We start from the raw sequence: 21,483 nt of genomic DNA on the forward strand, positions 1-21,483 counted from the left end.
AATTTCTGAAATCTAAAAAGCTGGTGAAATTTTACGACGTGTAAAATTTCACCAGCTTTGATTTTTTAAGTGGATGGCTAAAATGACATTGAAGTGGATGGTTAATTACAATTGAAATAATATTAATATATAATCTTTTATCAGGAATAACATTACTAAAAGAAGAAAGTGCCAATTTGAAGGAAATAATGAGGTGAGTATATATGGATTGGAAACCTGATAGAAAAGCGAAAAAGGCTATCTATAAACAACTCGCAGAATATATTGAAAAGGGAATTGCTGATGGTACTTTTCCAGCTGATAAACCATTGCCATCAGAGAGATATTTAGCTAGTGCATTAAATTTAAATAGAAGTACTGTCGTTAATGCATATGACGAATTAGAATCGATCGGGCTAATTGAAAGAAATAGAGGAAGTGGTACTACCATTAGTAAAGATATATGGGGTTTAACAAAAAAACGGATTCCTAGCTGGAATAGGTATATTGAGGCGGGTTCTTTTTTACCTAGTCAACCTGTAACGCAAAAAATAAGAAAAGAAGCAGTTGAACATACATTAATAAATTTAGCTTCCGGTGAATTGTCAGAAGAACTTTTCCCAAAAAGATTTTTAAGCGAGATAACTTCAACACGTTCTTATATTGGAAGCCTAGGATACGATCATCCACAGGGGAATGAAATCCTTAGAAATACCATTACAAAACACGTAAAAAAAAGTCGGGGAATCGAAACTAATCCTTCTTCAATACTTATAACATCAGGAGCGCAACAAGCATTACATTTAATTGTACAATGTTTGTTAAAGCCTGGAGATGCAATAGCAATAGAAGATCCTTCTTACAATTATAATCTTCCAATTTTCAAATCGGTAGGTATACAAGTACATTATTTACCTGTCGATAAGGATGGAATGAACCCAGAAGATTTGCAGTCATTATATAAAAAACACCGAATTAAAATGATTTTTTTAAATCCATATTTTCAAAATCCAACGGGCTCCTCATTAAATAGAAAGAAAAAAGAGGCGATTTTAGACATTTCCTCAAAGCTTGGAATTCCAGTGGTAGAAGATGATCCTTATAGTTTAACAGCCTTTTCAGGAGAGAAAATCTCTACCCTTAAATCAATGGATAGAAATGGAAACGTATTATACATTAGTTCCTTGTCCAAAATTGTTGCATCAGGATTAAGAATAGGGTGGATTATTGGCCCAACATCGGTTATTGAAAGATTATCCGATGCGAAACAACAAATCGACTTCGGTCATTCTAGCTATACACAATGGATAGCGAATGATTTTTTAGAATCAGAAAATTTTCATATTCATATAAAAAGTTTAATTAAGGAATTAGAAAAAAGGAGAGATAAAATTATAAAAAGCCTTGATACTTATTTAAAAAATCTGGTGGAATATTCTATTCCTCAAGGTGGTATTCATATATGGTGTAAAATACTAAAAAATTATAATGAAATACAATTGCTTGAAGAATCCATTAAAAGAGGCGTCATTTATGCTCCTGGTTCTACATTGGGATCCAAAGATGGTTTTGTTCGTTTTACTTTCGCAAAGGAAGATGAAGATTCAATAGATGAAGGAATCAAAAGGTTTGCAGAAGCTCTTAATAGTATATAGACAATTGGATGGTTAAAAATATTTATTCCTTAGATAAATGGATGGTCAAAAAAGCATCCAAGTGGATGGTTATAAAAAATATAAATCCCTTATCATAGAGAGGTGGATGATATAATATCGATATAGCTTAATTACTATTTTTTTTCGAAACAATGTGCAATGTAGGTAATATAATAGTAATTGCTATTAAAATGATAAAATTTTTGAAAGAGTTGGTATGGTATGACAACAGGTTTGATTATTACGGTAGTGATTGGATCTATTATTAAATTGTTAATGAGCCCTCCCAGTATAGCTGTGGCATGGGTGGTAAGTAAATTTGAACTTCATAAAAAACTTGATTCAAAAGATGTTACGGTAACTTTTAATGGAAATAATTTAGAAGAGGAAGAAAAAAATAGATTTACAGACTATTTTAATAAATCTTCATTTTTGAAAAAAAACTATATATTTCCAGGTAATGAAAAATTATTTTTACAGCCAGAGACTAATGTTACTCCATTTATCATGAACGTAAAAAGAGGCAAAAAAGATGTTAATTTCTTTGTTTTTAGTTACGACAATCGCGTTGATGTAGTCAAGAAGTACAAGAAGAAGGTTGTTTCATATAGTATTAGTTCTGAACATCTACAAAATTTCACCGTTTTAACTTCAAATGCAATCCATTGAAAAAAGGTTTTCGAAATATTAGGGATTCGGTCGAGGCTTCGTTCACTGACTTAGAATCCCTTTTTTATTACCCTGAAAATTACTTGATTTTAGGACCGCAATTATCTTCCAATTCAATTGAATATGGAGGATTTTTTTATGACCAAAAAGTCGGAATTATATTGCTACTCATCACGTTGGCCAAAAGTCGATTCAGGGCGCAATTATGCGGAGGCATATCGCAAGTTGTGTATTTCTTTTTTTAAAGAGACAGATGACATGTGCCGGATATGCCAAATTGGGTTGACGTCAATAGGTATTCTTGTAGTTTAGAGTTTGTTTCAATATAAAACCCGAAGCTTAATCGCTTCGGGTTTAATGATAATCTATCTAAATAAACAAGACTTTATTTCAGTTATAATTTCTATGTTTTATAAAAACTCAGAAGTTGTTTTTGCTTGCATGTGTAATTGTAAATAGTCTGGACCGCCTGCTTTTGAGTCAGTACCTGACATGTTGAAGCCACCGAATGGTTGGTAACCTACGATTGCACCAGTACAGCCACGGTTGAAGTATAAGTTACCTACATGGAAATCTTCACGTGCTTTTTCTTGGTTCATACGATTATTTGTAATAACGGCACCTGTTAAACCGTATTCAGTATCGTTTGCAATATCAATTGCTTGATCGAAATCTTTAGCTTTTGTAATAGCTACAACTGGTCCAAAGATTTCTTCTTTCATAACACGCGCAGAAGGCTCTACGTCTGCAAATACTGTTGGTTGAACGAAGTAACCAACTGAATCATCAGCTGTACCACCTGCAACAAGGCGACCTTCTCCTTTACCAATTTCAATGTACTCTGTCACTTTATTGAATGCCGCTTGGTCAATAACTGTTGCCATGAAATTGTTGAAGTCTGATGGATCACCAACTGTTAACGTGTTAGTAAGCTCAATTACACGATTAACAACTGTGTCATATACATCTTCAACAATAACAGCACGAGAACATGCTGAACATTTTTGACCTGAGAAGCCAAATGCTGATTTTACGATAGATTGTGCCGCAAGCTCTAGGTCTGCTTCTTTATCAACAACGATTGTATCTTTACCGCCCATTTCAGCGATAACACGTTTAATCCAAATTTGACCGTCGTTTAATACAGATGCACGTTGGTTAATACGTAAACCTACATCACGAGATCCAGTGAAGCTGATGAAGCGTGTTTTTGGATGATCAACTAAGTAGTCACCTACTTCAGCACCTGATCCTGGTACAAAGTTCACAGCACCTGCTGGAAGACCTGCTTGCTCTAACACTTCGATAAATTTATAAGCAACTACAGGTGTTGTTGAAGCTGGTTTTAATAATACAGTGTTACCTGTTACTAAAGCTGCAACCGTTGTCCCTGCCATAATAGCGAATGGGAAGTTCCATGGTGAAATAACAATACCAATACCTAGTGGAATATAGTCATAACGGTTATATTCACCAGGACGGCTTTCTACAGGTTGACCGTTTTTAATACGTAGCATTTGACGACCATAGTATTCTAAGAAATCAATTGCTTCTGCAGTATCTGCATCAGCTTCAGCCCACGGTTTACCTGCTTCTTTTGTTAAAAGTGCAGAGAACTCGTGTTTACGACGACGGATAATCGCCGCTGCTTTGAATAGTACGTCTGCACGAATAGCTGGATCTACTTTTTTCCAAGTTTTGAATGTTTCGTCTGCAGCTTGCATTGCTTTTTCAGCTAGTTCTTTGTTTGCTTTTGATACGCGGCCAATTACTTCTGTTTTCTTTGCCGGATTATATGAAACGATTTTATCTTCTGTAGTAATACGTTCTCCACCGATAATTAGTGGGTAGTCTTGACCTAAATAACTCTCTACTTTATTTAATGCTTCTAAATATGCGTTGTAATTTGCCTCTTGAGTAAAATCTGTGAATGGTTCGTGTTTGTATGTAATCATATTGTTTCCTCCTGTGAACAATAGTGCCAAATGATTATGCACTATTTGGAATATTATTAATTCTATAATGCAATATAGCTTGGCATTAATCAACAATAATTTTCACAATTTTTTAATTTTCGTGTTTACCTTTCATACATAATGATAAAATAGGGGGTAGGAGTACACAGGAGGACCAGATGGAAAATCATATTTTATTAAATATTTATAAATACGTTATTGAAAAAGGGGATATGGGCATTTGTGTTGTGGATACAGAGGGCAAATTGCTAATCTATAATAAAAAAATGCGAGAATTAGAAGGTGTGAATGAAGATGAATTCGAGAAGAGGCGAGCACTCGAAATTATCGATTTTGAAACGGAGAAAAGTGATATTTTTAAAGTTTTAAGCTCTGAATCACCAATCCCCAATGTGAAAAAAACGTATTGGAATAAAAAAAATCAAGAAGTCACCTATATTAGTAATATTTATCCATTGCACTATGATGGAGCTTTAGTAGGGGCTGTGGAATTTGCACGAGATATTACACAGCTTGAATATATGATGTACCAACCATTAAGAAGATATGGTGCTCCGCTAACCTTTGATATTATTACCGCAGTATCAGAAGTGATGCGAGATGTTATTGAAAAAGCAAAGATTGTGGCATTGAGTCGAATGCCCGCTGTGTTAGTAGGGGAATCGGGTACAGGTATTGATATGATTGCTGAGGGAATTCATCATGATTTAAGGGTGCAAAACGATCTGTTTATTACATTGATTTGCCGCAGAGATGAAGACACCATTTTAAAGCAATTTGAAAAAAACATTGCTGGAAAAGAAAATATTACATTTTTCGCTGAACGGATTGAGTATTTATCCATAGCGGCGCAAAAAAAAATTGTAGAATTGTTTAACAATCATTCGAATCATCAGCATATGCTAATTGCTAGTGTGGGCAAAGACCCGATTGATTTAATTCAAGAACAAATGTTATCTAAGGAATTATATCGATTGTTTTCAGGGATTACGATTTATGTACCCCCATTACGAGAGAGAAAAGAAGATATCATGCCGTTTATTGATGATTACTTCCAGCGCCATCGTGATAGCTTTGGCTCATCCATTCAGGGGTTATCGGTAGAAGTCGAGGAGATCTTTTTGAAATATGATTGGCCCGGAAATTTAAAGGAGTTAGAAGTGTTACTTGATGAAATTTCCTCCCTTTTGACTAATGAAACTGTAATAGATTTACATATACTACCGGCTTATTTTAGATGGAAAATCCAGCAGATTTATGATGATGGGATGGAAGAGAATGCGAATTTATTTATTATTAAAGATCCAAATGATATTCGACCACTTGATGTCTACATGAAAGAGGTGGAAGAGTATTATATTTCCAAAGCATTAGATTTTCACCAAGGGAATATCTCGAAAACTGCGGCTACATTAGGCATACGGCGACAAAGTTTACAGTATCGTGTTAAAAACTATAAACTCAATAAAAAGAGCGAAAACATTGATTCATAATGTTTTCGCTTTTTCATTGAGTTTAAGTGTTGAATTATTTGCTTTTTTTAGATAGTCGACCAAGAGCAAAGGCTGTAACACCTAGGCCGATGGCTGTATTTGTTTTTTTATTAAACACTTGTTTTGTAACAAGTGCTAGATTTTGAGGGCGCTCTGCTAGACGACGCATGAAATAACCATACCAATCACTACCGAATGGTAAATATGTACAGAAGTTATAGCCTTCTTTCGCTAAGTTATACTGCATATCTTTGCGGAAGCCATACAACATTTGGAATTCGAATTTATCATTCGGAATATTATGCTTTTTGACAAATTGCTTCACATGATTAATTACATTGTGGTCATGTGTTGCAATTGATGTGAACTTACCGTTTAGCAAATGTTGCTCGATTAGTTTTAAATAATTGCGGTCAATATCATCTTTTGATTGATAAGCCACATTATCATTTTCCTTGTAGGCCCCTTTTACGATACGAAGGCGGAAGTTTTTGTATTTCTCAATATTTTCCTCTGATTCAAAGAAGTAAGCTTGAATAACCGTACCCACATTATCGTACTCTTGGTGTAGCTTTTCTAGTAAGTCAAATGAGCTATGAAGGCGTGCGTAGTTTTCCATATCGAAATTCACAAAAATATCGTACTTATGTGCAAGTGCCAAGATTTCTTTTAAATTTTCATAGCAAAAGTCGATATCAATATCTTGACCTAGCTGTGAAGGCTTAAGTGAAATATGTGCATCCAATTGTTCATCATGAATAGCTTGAATCACGGCTAAAATCTTTTGTTTCGCTGCTGTTGCCGCGGATTTCTCAAAGACGAATTCTCCAAGATTATCTACTGTACAAGAAATGTTTGCTTTGTTTAATTCTTTAATCGTTTGAACGACCTCTGGAATTGTTGTACCTGCTACAACGCTTTGTGCGCCCATTCGTAAACCATATCTTTGAGCTGCGCCATTAAGCATTTGGTTCTCTGATAAGTAGATAAAAAAGTCACGTAATGCCATATAAAATCCTCCTAAAATAATGAATTTTAATTTCTTGGCGATTATAACACTAAAAAAAGAAAACTGTAAAATTTCAAAAAATTATTTTGCAAAGCTTTTTTAGGTCATGGGTTGTTGTGTTTACTGAATTTCTACACACTTGAAAATAAGTAAAAATATTTTTTGACGAAAAAAACTTTTCAAACGAATGATTATTTTTGAATAGTCTTTTTAAATAGAATTTTTGTTAAATTTGATATTTTGTATATTTTATTATTGCTTCAAAAGTATTTTTAGATTTTGGGGGAGGGAACTATATGAGTAGTTATAAGTATGAAATTAAAAACAATTGATACACATACTGTAGGGGAATCAACACGTATTGTTGTAGATAGATTTCCAAAAATTGTTGGCGAAACAATGATGGAAAAGAAAAACTTCGTAAAGGAAAATTATGACCATTTACGAAAGTTACTAATGAATGAACCTCGTGGGCACAAAGATATGTTTGGTTCTATTCTAGTTGAGCCAATTAATAAACAGTGTGATATTGGCTCTTACTTGAACATGTGTGGACGAAGGACTATTGGCATGGTCATTGTGTGATTATACCTAGAATTCATATTTGTTTTCTCATTACTAGGTGTTGTATTTACAAACTTTGGTTTAACAAAGATGTTATCGATGTCTTCACCAATATTAATGCTTTTAAATCCAATTTCTATTACTTTGATCATCCTTATTTTTACAGAAAAATGGTTTGGCGGTGCACAAAGTGTATATGTAGGCACGATGATAGGTACTGCACTTATAGCAATATTAGATGCATTAAAGGATGCTAATATTATGGTAGAGCAAATTAACTCTACATTTGGCTTTATTCCATTATTCACATCAGGTGCAGGTTGGATAATTACAGGCCTGTTAGGTGCTATTATTGGCTATATTTTTAGCAATAAAAGTGTTGTGCATAGTAGTAAAAGTGTATCAAATTAAGTAAAACAATTGTATCATAACACTCGCATTTAAAATGTTGTTGAATGTGCCTTTTACTTTAAAAAGTCACATTTTTAATTGTGACTTTTAAACAATTAGAGGGAGGATTTTGAACTTTTTTTTGTGGAATGATCAAAATCATTGCAGGTATTTTCACTAAATCGAAACCAATAATACTTCTATTCGCTCTATTTCAGCGGGTGTCTAAACACTCGCTGAAATAGAGGAACTCAGGCTAAGAACTTAACATCGTACCGCTTCGTTGGTCCTACGCTTTTGCACAAAAGACATTTGTTGGCCTAAAGACCCAGGCGGAATACAAAAAGAAATAGAAGGAAACTACTGTTTTTGGAAAAATCTAGATGCATTATTCATCTTCCTAAAAGTTGGTAGTATAATTGTAGAATCATATTATTCAAAAAGGAGAGGAATTAATGACAGCTCAACAACAAGCAGCGATGCAATCCATGATTGACTGGCTTGCAGATGAACGCGAACTCGGGAAACAACCTAGCAAAATAGAAATTGCAGGAGAGTTTGATTTACATGATATGCATTACTATATATTTAAGTATAAAAAAGCAATGCTCGGAAAATGGCTCCTTGGCGTATGTGGAGGCTATGAGGACCCGTCTGACACCGAGCATTGCGGCCATATATTCAGCGAGATGCAACCTTATGACCCTGCGACTGCAGAGCAAGAAGCTGTAAAGACGGTAGAATTAATCCGAGAATATTGGATGCAGCAGGCTGCAGCATATGAAGCTGGCCAGTCCATGGAGGACGAGACGGAAACGCAAGACAATGGTTCTGGTATTTTTAACGGGTTCGTTCTGCTTAACTCTGCAGAATGTGATATTGATCAGATAAAAGCCAACCTTTTGAATGATTGGAACATCACCTGCTCGTCAGAAGAGGATGAGGAAAACGCCGAAGAAACAAATGAAGGAACACTGGTCTTTGAAGTGGACGACTGCATGTTAGCGGTAAGTTTTGTCGATGCTCCTATACCAGATGGTGAGGCTGAGCATTATGCACAGGGAAACTACATGTGGAAGGAAGCCGTGGAGGTTACTCAAACGCATGTAGCTCAAATCATCCTGGCTGCATTTACTCGCTCCGGCTCCCCTTTGGACAGTGGCAGGCTATACACTAAGCTGGCTGCCAGTTGTTTAAAGCTTCCTAACGCAATAGGGATCTATACATGCGGCACCGTATTTCAGCCTGAACTTTTTTGGGATATGGCTGAAATCATGAAGAATGACGATATGTTTCCTTTACTGAATCTGGTTTATTTCGGCCTTGTCGGAACGGAGACCGGGGTAGATGGATATACTTATGGGTTAAAAGCCTTTGGCAAGGATGAAATTGAAATTTTGGACAGTCAAGCATCTCCTGCCGAACTGCGTGATTTTTTGATTACGATTTCCGGATATATTGTAGAAGAGAATGTCACTTTAAGGGATGGAGAAACGATCGGCTTCTCAGCAGAGCAAAAACTGCCGATTTCCCGTTCTGAGGGAGTTTATGTCGATGGGGATACTCTTAAAATCAAATACTAATTTCATGCCGAAAAGACACCGTAGTAGGTGTCTTTTTATGCTTCATAATCAAATTAACTAATCGCGAATTCCAATCGTAAGTGAGGGATACCATCGATTTCAATCTTTATGATGTCAGCTTTATAGTATTTTGAAATGCTCCAACCAATTAAAACACCTTCTACATTTGTATAGCCTAAAAAACTTTTGGTCGAACCATTATTACGTGTGGAACCTCCAAACTTATTTGAAATAATGAGGATATATATCTTTTTGCTGCCATATCCAGTTTTTCATCTCAAGGATCATTTCCTCATAGCTAGGTACTGTAAATGAAAAATCATTTCGTGTGTTGACTAGTGTTTTATCAATTTTTACGAGCTGATATGGTAGGATGACTACTTTATTTTCCTTGAAATGCGTATTGAATAATTGCAGTAAATCAAACTTAGAAATACTACTATTATTGACGAGGTGGTAGAGGCCTGTTGTACCTTCAATTGCTGCACGTTCAATTGCTTTTGCTAATGTTAGGGTAGTAACTCCGGTCCATATTGCGCCAGTATAGCCGTTAATAGTATCGTGTTGCTTCATAAACCAATTAAAGAGGCCTATACCATCCTCTTTCATATCAGGGCCGATAATAGAGTTACGAAACGTCAGGTGTTGAGTGCTTTCAATTTCTCCTAATCCCTTCGTACGATCATAAAAGGTTTCCCCATCGCGAAGGCTTTTTTCATAATAGGGAGCGGTTTTTCCTGAGAATACACAATCCGTACTCAAATGAATAAGCTTGGTTTTCCTGTTTTTTAATAAAGATACAATGGCATGAGGCAAATAACTATTGAGAAATATGCTTTTCTCACGGTCGGTATCACAGGCATCATTTAAAACACCGATACAATTGACTACAACATCATAGTCGTAATCTAGTAATAGTGTCCTTAAAAAATTTGAATCAGTAATATCTCCCGTAATATTTTTTCCGTATGAAAAGGTTGTTCGTGAATAGGTTGTTACATCATGCCCTTGAGAGCATAAATAGAGTGAAATCGTGTGGCCAGCCATTCCAGTAGCTCCAAGAACTAAAAATTTCAAGGTTTTCCTCCCATCCAATTACGTAATTCTTCTTGAACAAGAGGGAGCTTTAACAATTTTTCCTTTATTTCAGTGACGGACAGTATTTTCGTATTAGTAGAGTTATATTCATCGGTTAACGTTATTTTTGGAGAGCCCTCATCAAGATATTTTCCATAATTTAAATCCCGATTATCGGCAGGGATTCTATAAAAATTCCCCATATCAATGGCTTTTGCAGCTTCTTCTTTTGTTAATAACACTTCATAAATCTTTTCACCATGCCGTGTTCCGATAATTTGTATATTATTTTGAGCTTGAAAAATTTCGAGAAGGGCCTGGGCTAAATCCTCAATGTAGGCAGCTGGTGATTTTTGCACCATAATGTCCCCGTTGTCAGCGTGGGAGAAGGCGTATAAAACTAATTCTACTGCCTCATCGAGACTCATCATAAAGCGTGTCATTTTTGGATCTGTAATAGTCAATGGCTTGCCAGCTTTAATTTGTTCAATAAATAAAGGGATAACAGAGCCTCGTGAAGCCATCACATTGCCGTATCGTGTACCGCAAATCAATGTTTTATCTGAATGAACCATTCTTGATTTAGCAATAAACGTTTTTTCCATCATGGCCTTTGAAATTCCCATTGCGTTAACTGGATAAGCAGCCTTATCAGTAGATAGGCAAATAATTTTTTTAACGCCTGCTTGAATAGCAACAGTTAAAACATTATCAGTACCTAGTATGTTTGTCTTAACTGCTTCCAGTGGGAAAAATTCACAAGAGGGGACTTGCTTAAGAGCGGCAGCATGAAAAATAAAGTCAACATCATACATTGCATTGTGAATACTTTGGATATCACGTACATCGCCAATAAAAAATTTGATTTTCGGATGTTGATAGAGTTTACGCATATCATCTTGCTTTTTCTCATCTCTTGAAAAGATGCGAATTTCCTTAATGTCGGTATTCAAAAATTTCCTTAATACCGCATTACCAAAAGATCCGGTGCCCCCTGTTATGAGAAGAACTTTATCTTTAAACATTGTAGTGTCTCACACCTTCTACATGCATCGAGTAATGATTCATTTTAATCCTCTTCGATGTAAATCGTATTCAGAATTCTCTCTTGGGAAGTTATACCAATATGCCAATTCATTTGTATATTTGCTCGTCGGGTTTTTATCCATTAAGGCACAGTTAAAATCCCAATCCCCAGCAATATCTTTTCTTATGGTAAAGGTTGCATCCCCTATAAAACTTCTTCGAATAATTTTAAATTGACCAGGTAATGTGTATCGATTAGATTCATCTTTAAAAAATGCATAGCCAGCTTTTGTTAGCATGTTGTAGTAGTAAACATCAAACTGACCATCAACTTGGGATAAGACGTTTCGAATAGCGGGTAAATAGTGATCATCACTATCAATGATAGCTATATAATCACCTGTAGCTTCTGCGATACATCGATTATAGGCTACACTAGCACCTAAATTAGTTGGATGGTTAATTATTTTTAAGGCAGGACAGCTTTTTTGATAGTCCTCTAATAGGGCTAAAGTATTGTCGGTTGAGCCGTCATCGCAAACGATAATTTCATAGGCGTATTCTTTCGGGATACTTTCTAACATTGTTAATATCCACTCTTCACTATTGTAGGCAGGTGATAAAAAGCTAATTTTCATGTAAAACCTCGATTCTTTTATAGTTATTAGGAATAGACATAAGTCGGAGTTTTATAAAGTCTAATGCTGTTAGTTTTGATTGACATAGAGGATTCTTTATTACAATATGCATTGCAAGAGTTGGTGTGTGGGCAATTATTTACATTTGTTAGTTATTTAAAAGAGAGAAAACATTTTAAAAATAAGGTGATTTTACTAGTGTATTCACGGTGTTTATACTATTCTTTTCACGTTATTAAGCGAGATATCATAATTTAATGAAGTACTTCATTTTAAAAAGGGGGATGTTATGTCAAAAAAGATTGCCTTCATATGTAGCGTGGAATCATATAAGCTCTCCGACGCACATATTTTTAAAGATTTGTGCCTTGTTCCTATATTGTTAGGTGAATATTTAGGCTATGATGTTAGTATTTTAACGACTGAAATGAATGAAGCATTATTAAAACAAACCTTTCCTTCAGTTACTTTTCAACATATTCCGTTTGGGGATGACTATGTTGCTAATATGAATACCTATTTAATAGAGCATGCGAGGGACATTGATATTGCATTTGCAATTGGGCCGTATCCATCGTATTTGTCGATATTAAAAACCTATAAAAAATATAATCCGAACGGAAAAATTTATATGAAATTAGATGTTAATCGGTTTTGGTTAAATCGATTGAAAACCTATCCTTACTTTACGGAGTTACTCCAGCTTTGTGATGTATTGTCCTCTGAAGGTGAATCCATTCAAAACTCTATTCATGAATTTTCAAATTTAGATATTAAACGTATTCCAAATGGTTTTTATGAGCTGTTTCAAACAGAGCCTGTTTTATTTAACGAGAAAGAAAATAGAATATTAACGGTTGGTCGTTTAGATGCTCCTGAAAAACAAGTTCTTTTAGCTGTAAAAGCATTTTTAGCAGCACAACTTTCAGATTGGGAGTTTCGGTTAGTGGGACCAATGTCAGAGGCGTTTAGACAGGAGCTGTCGAACGTACTTGATGGAAATCCATTCGCGGCACAGGTCACTATTTTGGGACCGATTTATGATAAGGTACAACTGGAGGAAGAGTATAGAAAGGCTAAAATTTTTTGCCTTACCTCCTTAGTAGAATGCTATGCTCATGTCTTTGCTGAGGCCGCAAAGAATGGTTGTTATATCGTTACGACTGATGTAGATGGGGCTGCGGATATTACCCATAATCAACGCTATGGGACAATTCATCCGACACATGATTGGCAAAGTGTTGGACGGACATTGCAGCTAGTAACAAAACAGGAAGTTTTATTAGCTGATACATGCGAACATCTCCAAGCATTCGCAAGAGCGGAATTAAATTGGAGAAATATTGTGCAAAAAGTGGCTGAATATTTAGGGGAAAAGAAAAGTTAAATTAGTTCTTTATAATGATAATTTCGACCTAAACAAATGCTATTTATAGAAAATGATTGGAGTGAAGACAGGGCGACTCCTTGAAGATTAGAGAGACTAGTAGGGGAACGAGGTTAACAGCATCATACACTTTCGTGATAAACCCCTCGTTCTGGTGAATAATACATTAATGCATAAAAATATCCCCTAGATTTTTCATCATCTAGGGGATATTCCTTTTACACTACCTTCAACCGAAAATTCTATTATTCTACTTCGTTTTTCAGCCCAAGAGTGTATCTTAGTTTATCCCGCATTAACGGGCAGTAATTTTTCTGTACAGAAAGCGAAGCGACTCCTACCTCAAAACTAGCAAAGGTATTAGGTGTGTGATGAACTGCCCGTAAACGCCTGATTGGTGAAAACTAATAATCAGTGGGGATGAAAAATCCCCACTGATTAAAGTCTTACTTTATTTCTAGTGTATATGGTTGAGTACTAGCTTTGCCGTAATATTCACTTACTTCAATATAGTAAGTTCCTTTATCCAGTTCGACAGTACCTACTTCAGCATCCCCAGCTCCGTAATAATCTAATGTTTCTACTGTTTTTCCATTTGCATCAATAATACGGATGACGCCATCTAGTGCTTTTTCTGTTTTAAGAGAGAAGAACACGTCGCGTTTGCTGTCGTTTTTAAATTCAAAATAGTCTTTATCACCAAATGGAACGCCTGTATTTAGATTTTGAGTAGCTACCCATTTACCGTCTTTTTTCGTAAGTACAGTTGGTTTTGTCGGTTTACCGTTAACTAACTTAGAATCTGCATCTTCATCTGCTTTTTTATGATCAACCAAAGTTAAAGTATACGGTTGGATTGATACTTGTCCAACACTGCTGCCGTTAATAACTATAAAATACCCGTGATCCTTTTTGGCTTTAAATGAAGTATTTACATCTGTTGTCCCTCCAAGCCCTAGTAGTAGTTGAAGGAGGTCTTCACTCTGTCCAAATGGAATTTCTGTGGCCAATTCTTTTGGATCAATTTTCTTATTACCATTTGTATCTTCTATAATAGAGCCTGAAAACTTCAAGTCATTTAGAAGTTCTTTAGGTAATTGATCAAGCTGTTCTTTTGTATATGGTACAGAAGAAATAAGAAGGCTCATGACTTCATCTTTGCCTGGTTGTCTAAAATAGTAAAAATCTGTATCATCTTGATAAATTAGATGATCTTTGTAAGTGATATTAGGTCCAATCGTTTTAGCAGTTTTTGTTGTATTATTTTTTCTATTATATTCTTTTGGAATAGCTGCCATTTTACTTGTTTTAAGTGTATACGGTTCAGAAGAACGGTCACCAAGATTCATTACTTTTACAACATAAGTTTTATCCTTTGTCAATGCAATTGTCTTAGCATCGTTTTCATCACTTGTTGACCCAAGAAGTAGACTAAGTAACCCCATATCGTTAGTTAATGAAGTAACTGGGATTAATTCATTAGTTTGCTCATCGTATTCGAAGATATTACCAGCTGGTGATTGGTTCATACCTTTTTGAATCTTGAAACCATAAACGGCATTTTCTTTAGCTGTAAATGTGAAGTAATCTTCATCATCTTCAGTTTGGAAGTATGCTTTTTGATCTTTACCAATATCAAAACGAATCGCTTGTTCTATAATTTGGTCAGCGTTTTCCAGTTGTCCCATAGCATTTGGATCCATGAATATATTCATAAAATCATTTACTTGATTACGTTTTTTTGTTTTATATTCAGGTAAAGGTAAAAGGTCCTTTTGTATATTGTTTTCTTGCTTTTCCCCATCTAATGTAAGGCCGTCTTCATCTTGAGGAATGGTTACGACTTCACCTTTTAATGTGTAAGGAATAATGGATTCACTAACAGTTTCTTCAGTATTAATACCTCCGCTAAAGAACATATCAAGTGAAAAATTGTTACTGTTTTTATTAGATACGCTAATTACATACTCTTCACCTGGTATAGCATCGACAACCAAGTTTACTCCATCGCCTTTATCCATACCATAAGATGCTCGGATTGGATATGCCTCATCTAATCCTTCAGCATCGATTTCCTCTGCTGGTACATTAACTAAGTCTTCTTTTAAATAAAGCTCCATGGATGCAGTAACACCTGGAATCCCAGTTAAATCAAATTTCAGTGTCGTTGGTTCATTTACTGAAAATGTAAAATAGTCTTTGTCACCTAGATGATCTTCAGAAAGTAGGGTATAGTTTTTACCTGCTGTACTGAATGGGAATTTTTCAATCTTCTCCATATGCTCCATATCTAATGAATCAATTGGTAATTTATTAGTAGTTTGAGCTGTGAAGACATAGTTAGAATCGCCCTTTGAGCTATAGTTGCCATTATGATCTTTAACTCCAATAAGAAGGGTTCCCTTTTGCTCTGCTTTATATAGGTATCCTTCTTGCTTGCCAACGCGAACATCATTGACGTTAATTGGTTCTACTTCTTTGCTGTTACCTTCAGGGTAGAAATACAAATCAAATGCATAATCATATTTGTTTGCACCTTCTAATGTCAGTTGAGCATATTCATTTGCATCTAAATTAACTTTGTACCATTTCTTTTCGTCTGGTTGGTTGAATGTACCTTTTTCTGTATTTAATGTATCCTTTTTAAGGACTTTTGCGTTTTTCAAGCGCTCTTCTTTTGTTTCTGAATACTGTTTTGGTAAATCTTTTATATTAAACTGTAATGCATTCACAGGATCTACTAGGCCATGTCCATATGTAAGATCATAGCCATTCTCACCTAAATCCTTTGCCGTCGTTTCGAGAATTGCTTCTATTTCATGTGGCTTTAAATCTGGATATTTTGATTTTAGTAGGGAAGCCACACCTGCAACAACGGGAGATGCCATCGACGTTCCGCTAAATTTAACAAAGGATGATCCTTTTTTCTCATCATGGACTGTACTGTAAATTTCTTCACCTGGCGCTACTAAATCAACAGATGGGCCATAGTTTGAATAGCTTGATAATTTGTTTCGATCATTCGTAGAACCTACACTTATTACGCCTTCGTAAGAAGCAGGGAAGGAGTAATTATCTGTCGATTCATTTCCAGCAGCAGCTACAATGGTAACTCCTTTATCAATCGCTGTCTGAACGGCTTCCTTCATTAATGGAGATTCACCATAGCCGCCAAGACTCATATTGATAACATCGGCGCCTTGCTCGATAGCGTAAAGAATTCCTTGTGCAATGATGAAATCATTAGCACCATCTTTTCCGTTGAATACATCGATCGGAAGAAGCTTGGCATTTGGATTAATCCCGTGTCCTCCAATACCATTATCTTTTGCTGCACCAATAATCCCTGCTACATGTGTCCCGTGATCACCAGTATAAGCAGTATTGGCAGGTGCCGCAGCATTATATGGAGGTAGCACTTGAGATTTTAAATCTGGATGTTTAAAGTCCACACCAGAATCGATAACTGCCACTTTTACATCATTGTTACCTGCTAATTTTAAAGCTTTATCAATTTGAAGCAGGTTTAAATGATACATATCCTGTTTCTTTGGATCTGTTTTTGTGCCAAAAGAATGGTACACATAGCTTGGGGATACACTTTTAACCCCTTTTTGCTTAGCATAATATGAAACTGCTTTTTCTAAATTCGTTCCTTTGTTAAGTTGGATAACATCGTAACCTAATGAAGGAATAGAGCGAATCACTTTTGAGCCGATTTTCTTATGCACACTGTTATCAAGACCTGAATGTTTGATAATAATAGTATCCTTACTAATCCACTCTTTTTGATTATTAGATGATTGATCCTTATTGCTAGCTACTTTCACTAACTCTTGGTTCTTTGCTGTTTTTTGCGGTGCTTCAGCAAAGGCAGAAGCAGCAGGTACCATTAGTGCAGCAGATGCTACTATTGCGATTGATTTCTTTTTCCAGTTCTTCAACTGTTTTCCCTCCTTGGGTGTATTAAATATTTGGGCCATCTCTACTAATACGAATGAGTAATAGAAAAGTTTCGTAAATGAGTATATTTATTTCCAAAAGTACCATTCTATATTTTACCATTATATTTTGTTCATGATAAAAATATGTAGAAGGGAGATTTAATTGGAGTAGGTGAGTGTATTCAGCCACAATTGAAAAGTACCAACTATGGACAAATTATCTTAGAGCTGCTCTATTAGTCTGTGTAAATCTTCCTTCGAACGAGGCATTTTGATGTTATTCTCCAATAGTTTTTTATTTTGTAAAGCAATAGCCATATCAAAAACCCATGGACGTTCAAGATGAGCTCTTTCAAGCAAATCCTCTTGAAAGAACATTGCAACTGGATCCCCATTATAAATAATTCTCCCAGCTTCCATCACGATGATCTGATCTGCCCATTCATAAGCTAGTGGGATATCATGCGTTGCCAGTAAAATTGTTCGCTCACCGTTCTCTAACATAGCTAAATACTGTAAAACTTTTGCACTATAATAATTATCTAGTCCAGCCGTCGGTTCATCTAATAATAAAACGGAAGGTTCCATTGCAAGTACACCAGCCATTGCGACACGTTTTTTCTGTCCAACACTTAAAAAATGTATCGGTTTATCAAGCAATGCTTCGACTTCGGTTTGAGCGACAGCCCACGCAATTTTCTCTTCAATTTTTTCAGTTGTCCAGCCAAGATTCAGAGGTCCAAATGCAATATCTTGCTTAACTGTGCCAGAAAAAAGCTGGTTGTCTGCATCCTGAAAAACAATACCAACCTGTTGGCGTAATTCTTTTAATGCTTTTCTACTATAGTTAAGTTCTTTACCACAAAAGGATATACTTCCAGCGGTAGGCTTCAAAATTCCGTTTAAATGCTGAAATAATGTTGATTTTCCAGCCCCATTATGACCAAGTAAAGCGATTTTTTTCCCCTTTGGAAGCTGTAGTGTAATATCCGTTAAGGCATGAGTTCCATCAGCATAAGCGTAGGATAAATGTGTTAAATCAAAGTATAAGTCTGTCATTAGAAAAAACCTCCGTAAATGATGAGGAGTATAAAAATAGTAGTAATACCAAGCCAATTTTTCGTGTTATAGGTAGTATCCTCCTGCCAATAAACAGTTTCGCCACCGCGTGCTTCCATCGCATTGTTTAGTTCACGACTTCGTTGGAACATCTCGGCAAATAAAGCTGCAATCAGCATTGATACCGAGCGAAGCCACTGCATAGGGGAGCTGTATCCTAGGCGGGCCTGTTGGGCAAGATGAATTTTTTGCATACTTTCTAAAAAGATAAAAATAAAACGATACGTTAGTTCTACTAGCTCTACAAATAGAGTTGGAAGACGCCATTGTCGCAAGACGTAACAAATGGATTGTACTGATGTTGTGAGAATTAAAAAATACAAACAGCTAATGCTACCAAGGACGATGAAAAAAAGCTGCTGCGCTGTCTCTAGGCTTGCACTTCCGACAAAAATTGTCCAACTATTAAGAGAAAATGACCATATGTGCGTTGGCAGCGTTTTAGTTGCTGGCGCAATAGAAATTAAAATTGATACTAAACTTGATAGTAAAAAAAATCCAGGTAGCAATAGTAATTTTGCATAATACTTTGTAGGAATTTTTGCGCCTATAATGATAAAAGCACTCATCACAATAAATGTAATGAGTGAAATTCGTTCATCTCTCATGATAAGCGACAATAAAAGTAGTCCAAGGGAGAACGTCATTTTTTCTAGCGGATGAACAGACGCTAGTTTATTCAAATAAGCATACTTATCAATGAGTAACATCTCTTAACCCTCTTTATGTTTGCCGCGCATTAAGCCGATGAAATAGCCGATAAATCCAGCTCCGATAGCAGCTTGAAGTGCGAATAATAAGCTTTCAATTTCACCACTCGGTGGCTCCCATAAACTTTCAAACCATGGCTCGTAGCTTGCATCTATTTCACTAATCGCTGCTTCCGCTTCACCATCAGCCCCTCCGAATTCTGCACCTTTTTGAATAAATAGAGGAACGATTGCTAATAACACAACAATTGCTAAAAGTAGTAAGTTTTTTTTCATTTTTAGTGAGCCTCCTTTGCTGAAAAAACACGTAAAGCTTTTAATTCACTGACATTGTATTTTTTCAGGAAGTTCATAACGACCACTGTTAAAATTCCTTCACTAACAGCAAGAGGAATTTGAGTTAATGCAAAAATACCTGCAAACTTTGTGAATGAAGCCATAAAGCCTCCGACCTCAGAAGGGAAGGCAAGAGCTAATTGCACAGAAGTGACAATATATGTACCTAAGTCACCAAGCATTGCTGCTAAAAAGACAGCGATGGAAAATGATAGCCCCATTTTTTGTGAGCCCTTAAATACATAGTAAGCGATAATAGGGCCCATAATGGCCATGGAAAAGGCATTAGCTCCTAAAGTTGTAAGCCCACCATGTGCTAAAAGTAAAGCTTGGAATAATAATACGATTGTCCCGATAACACTCATCGCTAATGGTCCAAAAAGAACTGTTCCAAGCCCAACTCCTGTCGGATGTGAGCAACTTCCCGTTACAGAAGGAATTTTTAAAGCTGATAGCACAAAGGCAAAGGCACCCGATAGACCTAATATCATTTTTGTTTCAGGATTTTCATCGATGGTTTTACGAATAGAACGTAATCCTAAAATAATAAAAGGAATCGATATGACCCACCAAAAAATCGCCCATTCAATTGGCAAAAAGCCCTCCATAATATGCATCGCAAATGCCCGATTTGGCACGAATAAAAATGCCAATAAGAAGTAACTAAGCTTCCAACCTGAGAATTTCAAAAATCTCTCCTCCTCAATAAATTATTTCGAATTAGCGTGCGCAAATAAAAAAGCACTTTTCCATTTGCGGAAAAATGCATAGCTGAAAAAATGCAAATAAAATACTAATTTGCTAAGCCGCACACCCATCCTCGTAGGTTGAAACGATCACATATTTTTCGGCAGGTCTCCTGGCTTTAGTTCAACGTTTTATAGGCCTTCCCATCCTTTGGACAGTGACATTCTCTATAAAACTTCCTAGTACAGTGGCGGGACCGCGCCGGACTTGAACCGGCTTCCCTTTTAAGCGAAATGATGAACAATTCGCACCGAAAAAAGATGAAGTTGTGAGATTTCACGACAAAGTGTAACATGATTTTCCATAAATATGCTATACTTTTTATGAAAATATTTTTAATTGAGTTTCTATGTCGAAAATTCGGATAAATATAAAATGAATGTCACATCTTTCTAAAAAAATTAATGAAAATGTCATAAATTTAGAAAGAAATATTGAAATTTTAAAAAAATAAGCTATGATAGAAACAGTTTTCAATTACATAAATTCATATAAAACATCCATAAGTGCTTGAATATTTTCAAGATAATAGGGAAATCGGTGAGAACCCGATACAGCCCCCGCTACTGTAATAGCTGATGAAATCGCGGATGCCACTAGTGAAAGCTTAGGAAGGCGCGAAAGTAAAAGGAAGCTTAAGTCAGGAAACCTGCTTATGTGATGATGCATGCAAACTTTTCGGAGGGAGAAGTTGAAGCGAGAGCGAGTACCTGTATATTCGTTTTTATTTGGCTTCTACTAAACCTTTACTCTTCGTCTAGAGTAAAGGTTTTTCTTTTTCCTAAAAGCAAATGAGGGGAGAAAAACTATGACAACTTGGAATTTAGAGGGGATGAAAACACATCTTTTTATTTGCAATGGTAGTAGCTGTATGAAAAAAGATGCTGAGGACATTACACTGGCAATCCGTGATGAAATACAGTTATTAGCGCTTGATAAAGAAATACATACGACAAGGACCCGCTGTAATGGCAGATGTAAGGATGCTTGTGTTGTCATTGCTTATCCACAAGGGAATTGGTACCGAGTGCCGACAATGGAGCATGCGAGAGCGCTCGTACAAGATTTAAATCATGAAGCGTTACATAATGAGCATGTTTTTACATTGCGTGAAGGTTCGTTGCAGCGTACAGCGCAAACAACAGCCATTAAAGGCATTGAAAAGGTGAAAGAGGGGTAGC

The 21,483-nt window shown here is 35.9% G+C and carries 18 protein-coding genes and 2 riboswitches; of the genes, 8 read left to right on the plus strand and 10 right to left on the minus strand.

The genetic code is table 11. The features are described 5' to 3' along the window. Window positions 1-203: 203 nt before the first annotated feature. Window positions 204-1,634: a MocR-like pyridoxine biosynthesis transcription factor PdxR gene (pdxR, locus tag ACZ11_RS05370; RefSeq protein ID WP_049664328.1), complete on the plus strand. Its 1,431-nt coding sequence runs from the start codon at window positions 204-206 to the stop codon at window positions 1,632-1,634. A gap of 222 nt (window positions 1,635-1,856) precedes the next feature. Further along, window positions 1,857-2,303 (plus strand): YfmQ family protein, encoded by a 447-nt coding sequence (locus tag ACZ11_RS05375; RefSeq protein WP_049664329.1) that lies wholly within the window; start codon window positions 1,857-1,859, stop codon window positions 2,301-2,303. A gap of 410 nt (window positions 2,304-2,713) precedes the next feature. On the opposite strand, the gene pruA is transcribed toward ACZ11_RS05375, so the two are convergent. After that, on the minus strand, window positions 2,714-4,258 hold the full coding sequence (gene pruA / locus ACZ11_RS05380; RefSeq protein ID WP_049664331.1) for an L-glutamate gamma-semialdehyde dehydrogenase: 1,545 nt from the start codon (window positions 4,256-4,258) through the stop codon (window positions 2,714-2,716). Window positions 4,259-4,437: 179 nt separating this feature from the next. Between pruA and ACZ11_RS05385 the strand changes: the two genes are divergently transcribed. Then, window positions 4,438-5,772 carry a helix-turn-helix domain-containing protein gene (locus ACZ11_RS05385; protein WP_049664332.1) on the plus strand — a complete coding sequence of 445 codons (1,335 nt, stop codon included), beginning with the start codon at window positions 4,438-4,440 and terminating at the stop codon, window positions 5,770-5,772. Window positions 5,773-5,806: 34 nt separating this feature from the next. Here ACZ11_RS05385 and ACZ11_RS05390 read toward each other — a convergent pair whose 3' ends face one another. Next, window positions 5,807-6,781 (minus strand): proline dehydrogenase family protein, encoded by a 975-nt coding sequence (locus ACZ11_RS05390; RefSeq protein WP_049664334.1) that lies wholly within the window; start codon window positions 6,779-6,781, stop codon window positions 5,807-5,809. A 312-nt stretch (window positions 6,782-7,093) separates the two neighbouring features. Here ACZ11_RS05390 and ACZ11_RS05395 point away from each other — a divergent pair, with 312 nt between their 5' ends. The 3 genes from ACZ11_RS05395 (at window position 7,094) to ACZ11_RS05405 (ending at window position 9,318) form a co-directional block, all read left to right on the plus strand. Next, complete coding sequence (locus tag ACZ11_RS05395; RefSeq protein ID WP_049664335.1) at window positions 7,094-7,366, plus strand: proline racemase family protein; 273 nt, start codon at window positions 7,094-7,096, stop codon at window positions 7,364-7,366. Window positions 7,367-7,381: 15 nt separating this feature from the next. Continuing rightward, window positions 7,382-7,756: a branched-chain amino acid transport system II carrier protein gene (locus tag ACZ11_RS05400; RefSeq protein ID WP_082172683.1), complete on the plus strand. Its 375-nt coding sequence runs from the start codon at window positions 7,382-7,384 to the stop codon at window positions 7,754-7,756. 434 nt (window positions 7,757-8,190) lie between these two features. Then, window positions 8,191-9,318 carry a DUF4261 domain-containing protein gene (locus ACZ11_RS05405; protein ID WP_049664338.1) on the plus strand — a complete coding sequence of 376 codons (1,128 nt, stop codon included), beginning with the start codon at window positions 8,191-8,193 and terminating at the stop codon, window positions 9,316-9,318. A 222-nt stretch (window positions 9,319-9,540) separates the two neighbouring features. On the opposite strand, the gene ACZ11_RS05410 is transcribed toward ACZ11_RS05405, so the two are convergent. Genes ACZ11_RS05410 through ACZ11_RS05420 form a run of 3 tightly spaced genes read right to left on the minus strand, consistent with a single transcriptional unit; the run spans window position 9,541 to window position 12,059 of the window. Beyond that, complete coding sequence (locus ACZ11_RS05410; RefSeq protein ID WP_049664339.1) at window positions 9,541-10,395, minus strand: SDR family oxidoreductase; 855 nt, start codon at window positions 10,393-10,395, stop codon at window positions 9,541-9,543. Continuing rightward, window positions 10,392-11,420, minus strand: a complete 1,029-nt coding sequence (locus tag ACZ11_RS05415; protein ID WP_049664341.1) for a polysaccharide biosynthesis protein — start codon at window positions 11,418-11,420, stop codon at window positions 10,392-10,394. The genes ACZ11_RS05410 and ACZ11_RS05415 overlap by 4 nt, the downstream gene beginning before the upstream one ends. A 39-nt stretch (window positions 11,421-11,459) precedes the next feature. Beyond that, window positions 11,460-12,059: a glycosyltransferase family 2 protein gene (locus ACZ11_RS05420; RefSeq protein ID WP_049664342.1), complete on the minus strand. Its 600-nt coding sequence runs from the start codon at window positions 12,057-12,059 to the stop codon at window positions 11,460-11,462. A gap of 289 nt (window positions 12,060-12,348) precedes the next feature. Between ACZ11_RS05420 and ACZ11_RS05425 the strand changes: the two genes are divergently transcribed. After that, a complete protein-coding gene (locus tag ACZ11_RS05425; RefSeq protein WP_049664343.1) occupies window positions 12,349-13,446 on the plus strand; it encodes a glycosyltransferase family 4 protein in 1,098 nt (365 codons plus the stop codon). Between the two features lie 446 nt (window positions 13,447-13,892). Here ACZ11_RS05425 and ACZ11_RS05430 read toward each other — a convergent pair whose 3' ends face one another. The 5 genes from ACZ11_RS05430 to ACZ11_RS05450 all read right to left on the minus strand — a co-directional run bounded on the left by ACZ11_RS05430 (window position 13,893) and on the right by ACZ11_RS05450 (window position 20,244). Further along, window positions 13,893-17,390, minus strand: a complete 3,498-nt coding sequence (locus ACZ11_RS05430; RefSeq protein WP_049664346.1) for a S8 family peptidase — start codon at window positions 17,388-17,390, stop codon at window positions 13,893-13,895. Between the two features lie 222 nt (window positions 17,391-17,612). After that, a complete protein-coding gene (locus ACZ11_RS05435) occupies window positions 17,613-18,449 on the minus strand; it encodes an energy-coupling factor ABC transporter ATP-binding protein (RefSeq protein ID WP_049664348.1) in 837 nt (278 codons plus the stop codon). After that, window positions 18,449-19,219, minus strand: a complete 771-nt coding sequence (gene cbiQ / locus ACZ11_RS05440) for a cobalt ECF transporter T component CbiQ (RefSeq protein ID WP_049664349.1) — start codon at window positions 19,217-19,219, stop codon at window positions 18,449-18,451. The genes ACZ11_RS05435 and cbiQ overlap by 1 nt, the downstream gene beginning before the upstream one ends. 3 nt (window positions 19,220-19,222) lie before the next feature. Further along, window positions 19,223-19,495 carry an energy-coupling factor ABC transporter substrate-binding protein gene (locus tag ACZ11_RS05445; RefSeq protein WP_049664351.1) on the minus strand — a complete coding sequence of 91 codons (273 nt, stop codon included), beginning with the start codon at window positions 19,493-19,495 and terminating at the stop codon, window positions 19,223-19,225. A 2-nt stretch (window positions 19,496-19,497) separates the two neighbouring features. Further along, a complete protein-coding gene (locus ACZ11_RS05450) occupies window positions 19,498-20,244 on the minus strand; it encodes an energy-coupling factor ABC transporter permease (RefSeq protein WP_049664352.1) in 747 nt (248 codons plus the stop codon). 143 nt (window positions 20,245-20,387) lie between these two features. Beyond that, window positions 20,388-20,572, minus strand: a riboswitch (cobalamin riboswitch). 217 nt (window positions 20,573-20,789) lie between these two features. Beyond that, a riboswitch (cobalamin riboswitch) is annotated at window positions 20,790-20,974 on the plus strand. Window positions 20,975-21,110: 136 nt separating this feature from the next. Here ACZ11_RS05450 and ACZ11_RS05455 point away from each other — a divergent pair. Further along, window positions 21,111-21,482: a (2Fe-2S) ferredoxin domain-containing protein gene (locus tag ACZ11_RS05455; RefSeq protein ID WP_049664354.1), complete on the plus strand. Its 372-nt coding sequence runs from the start codon at window positions 21,111-21,113 to the stop codon at window positions 21,480-21,482. Window position 21,483: the final 1 nt, after the last annotated feature.

Origin of the sequence: Lysinibacillus xylanilyticus (assembly GCF_001183605.1) — a bacterium.
In the GTDB taxonomy this organism is placed as follows: Bacteria; Bacillota; Bacilli; order Bacillales_A; family Planococcaceae; genus Lysinibacillus; species Lysinibacillus xylanilyticus.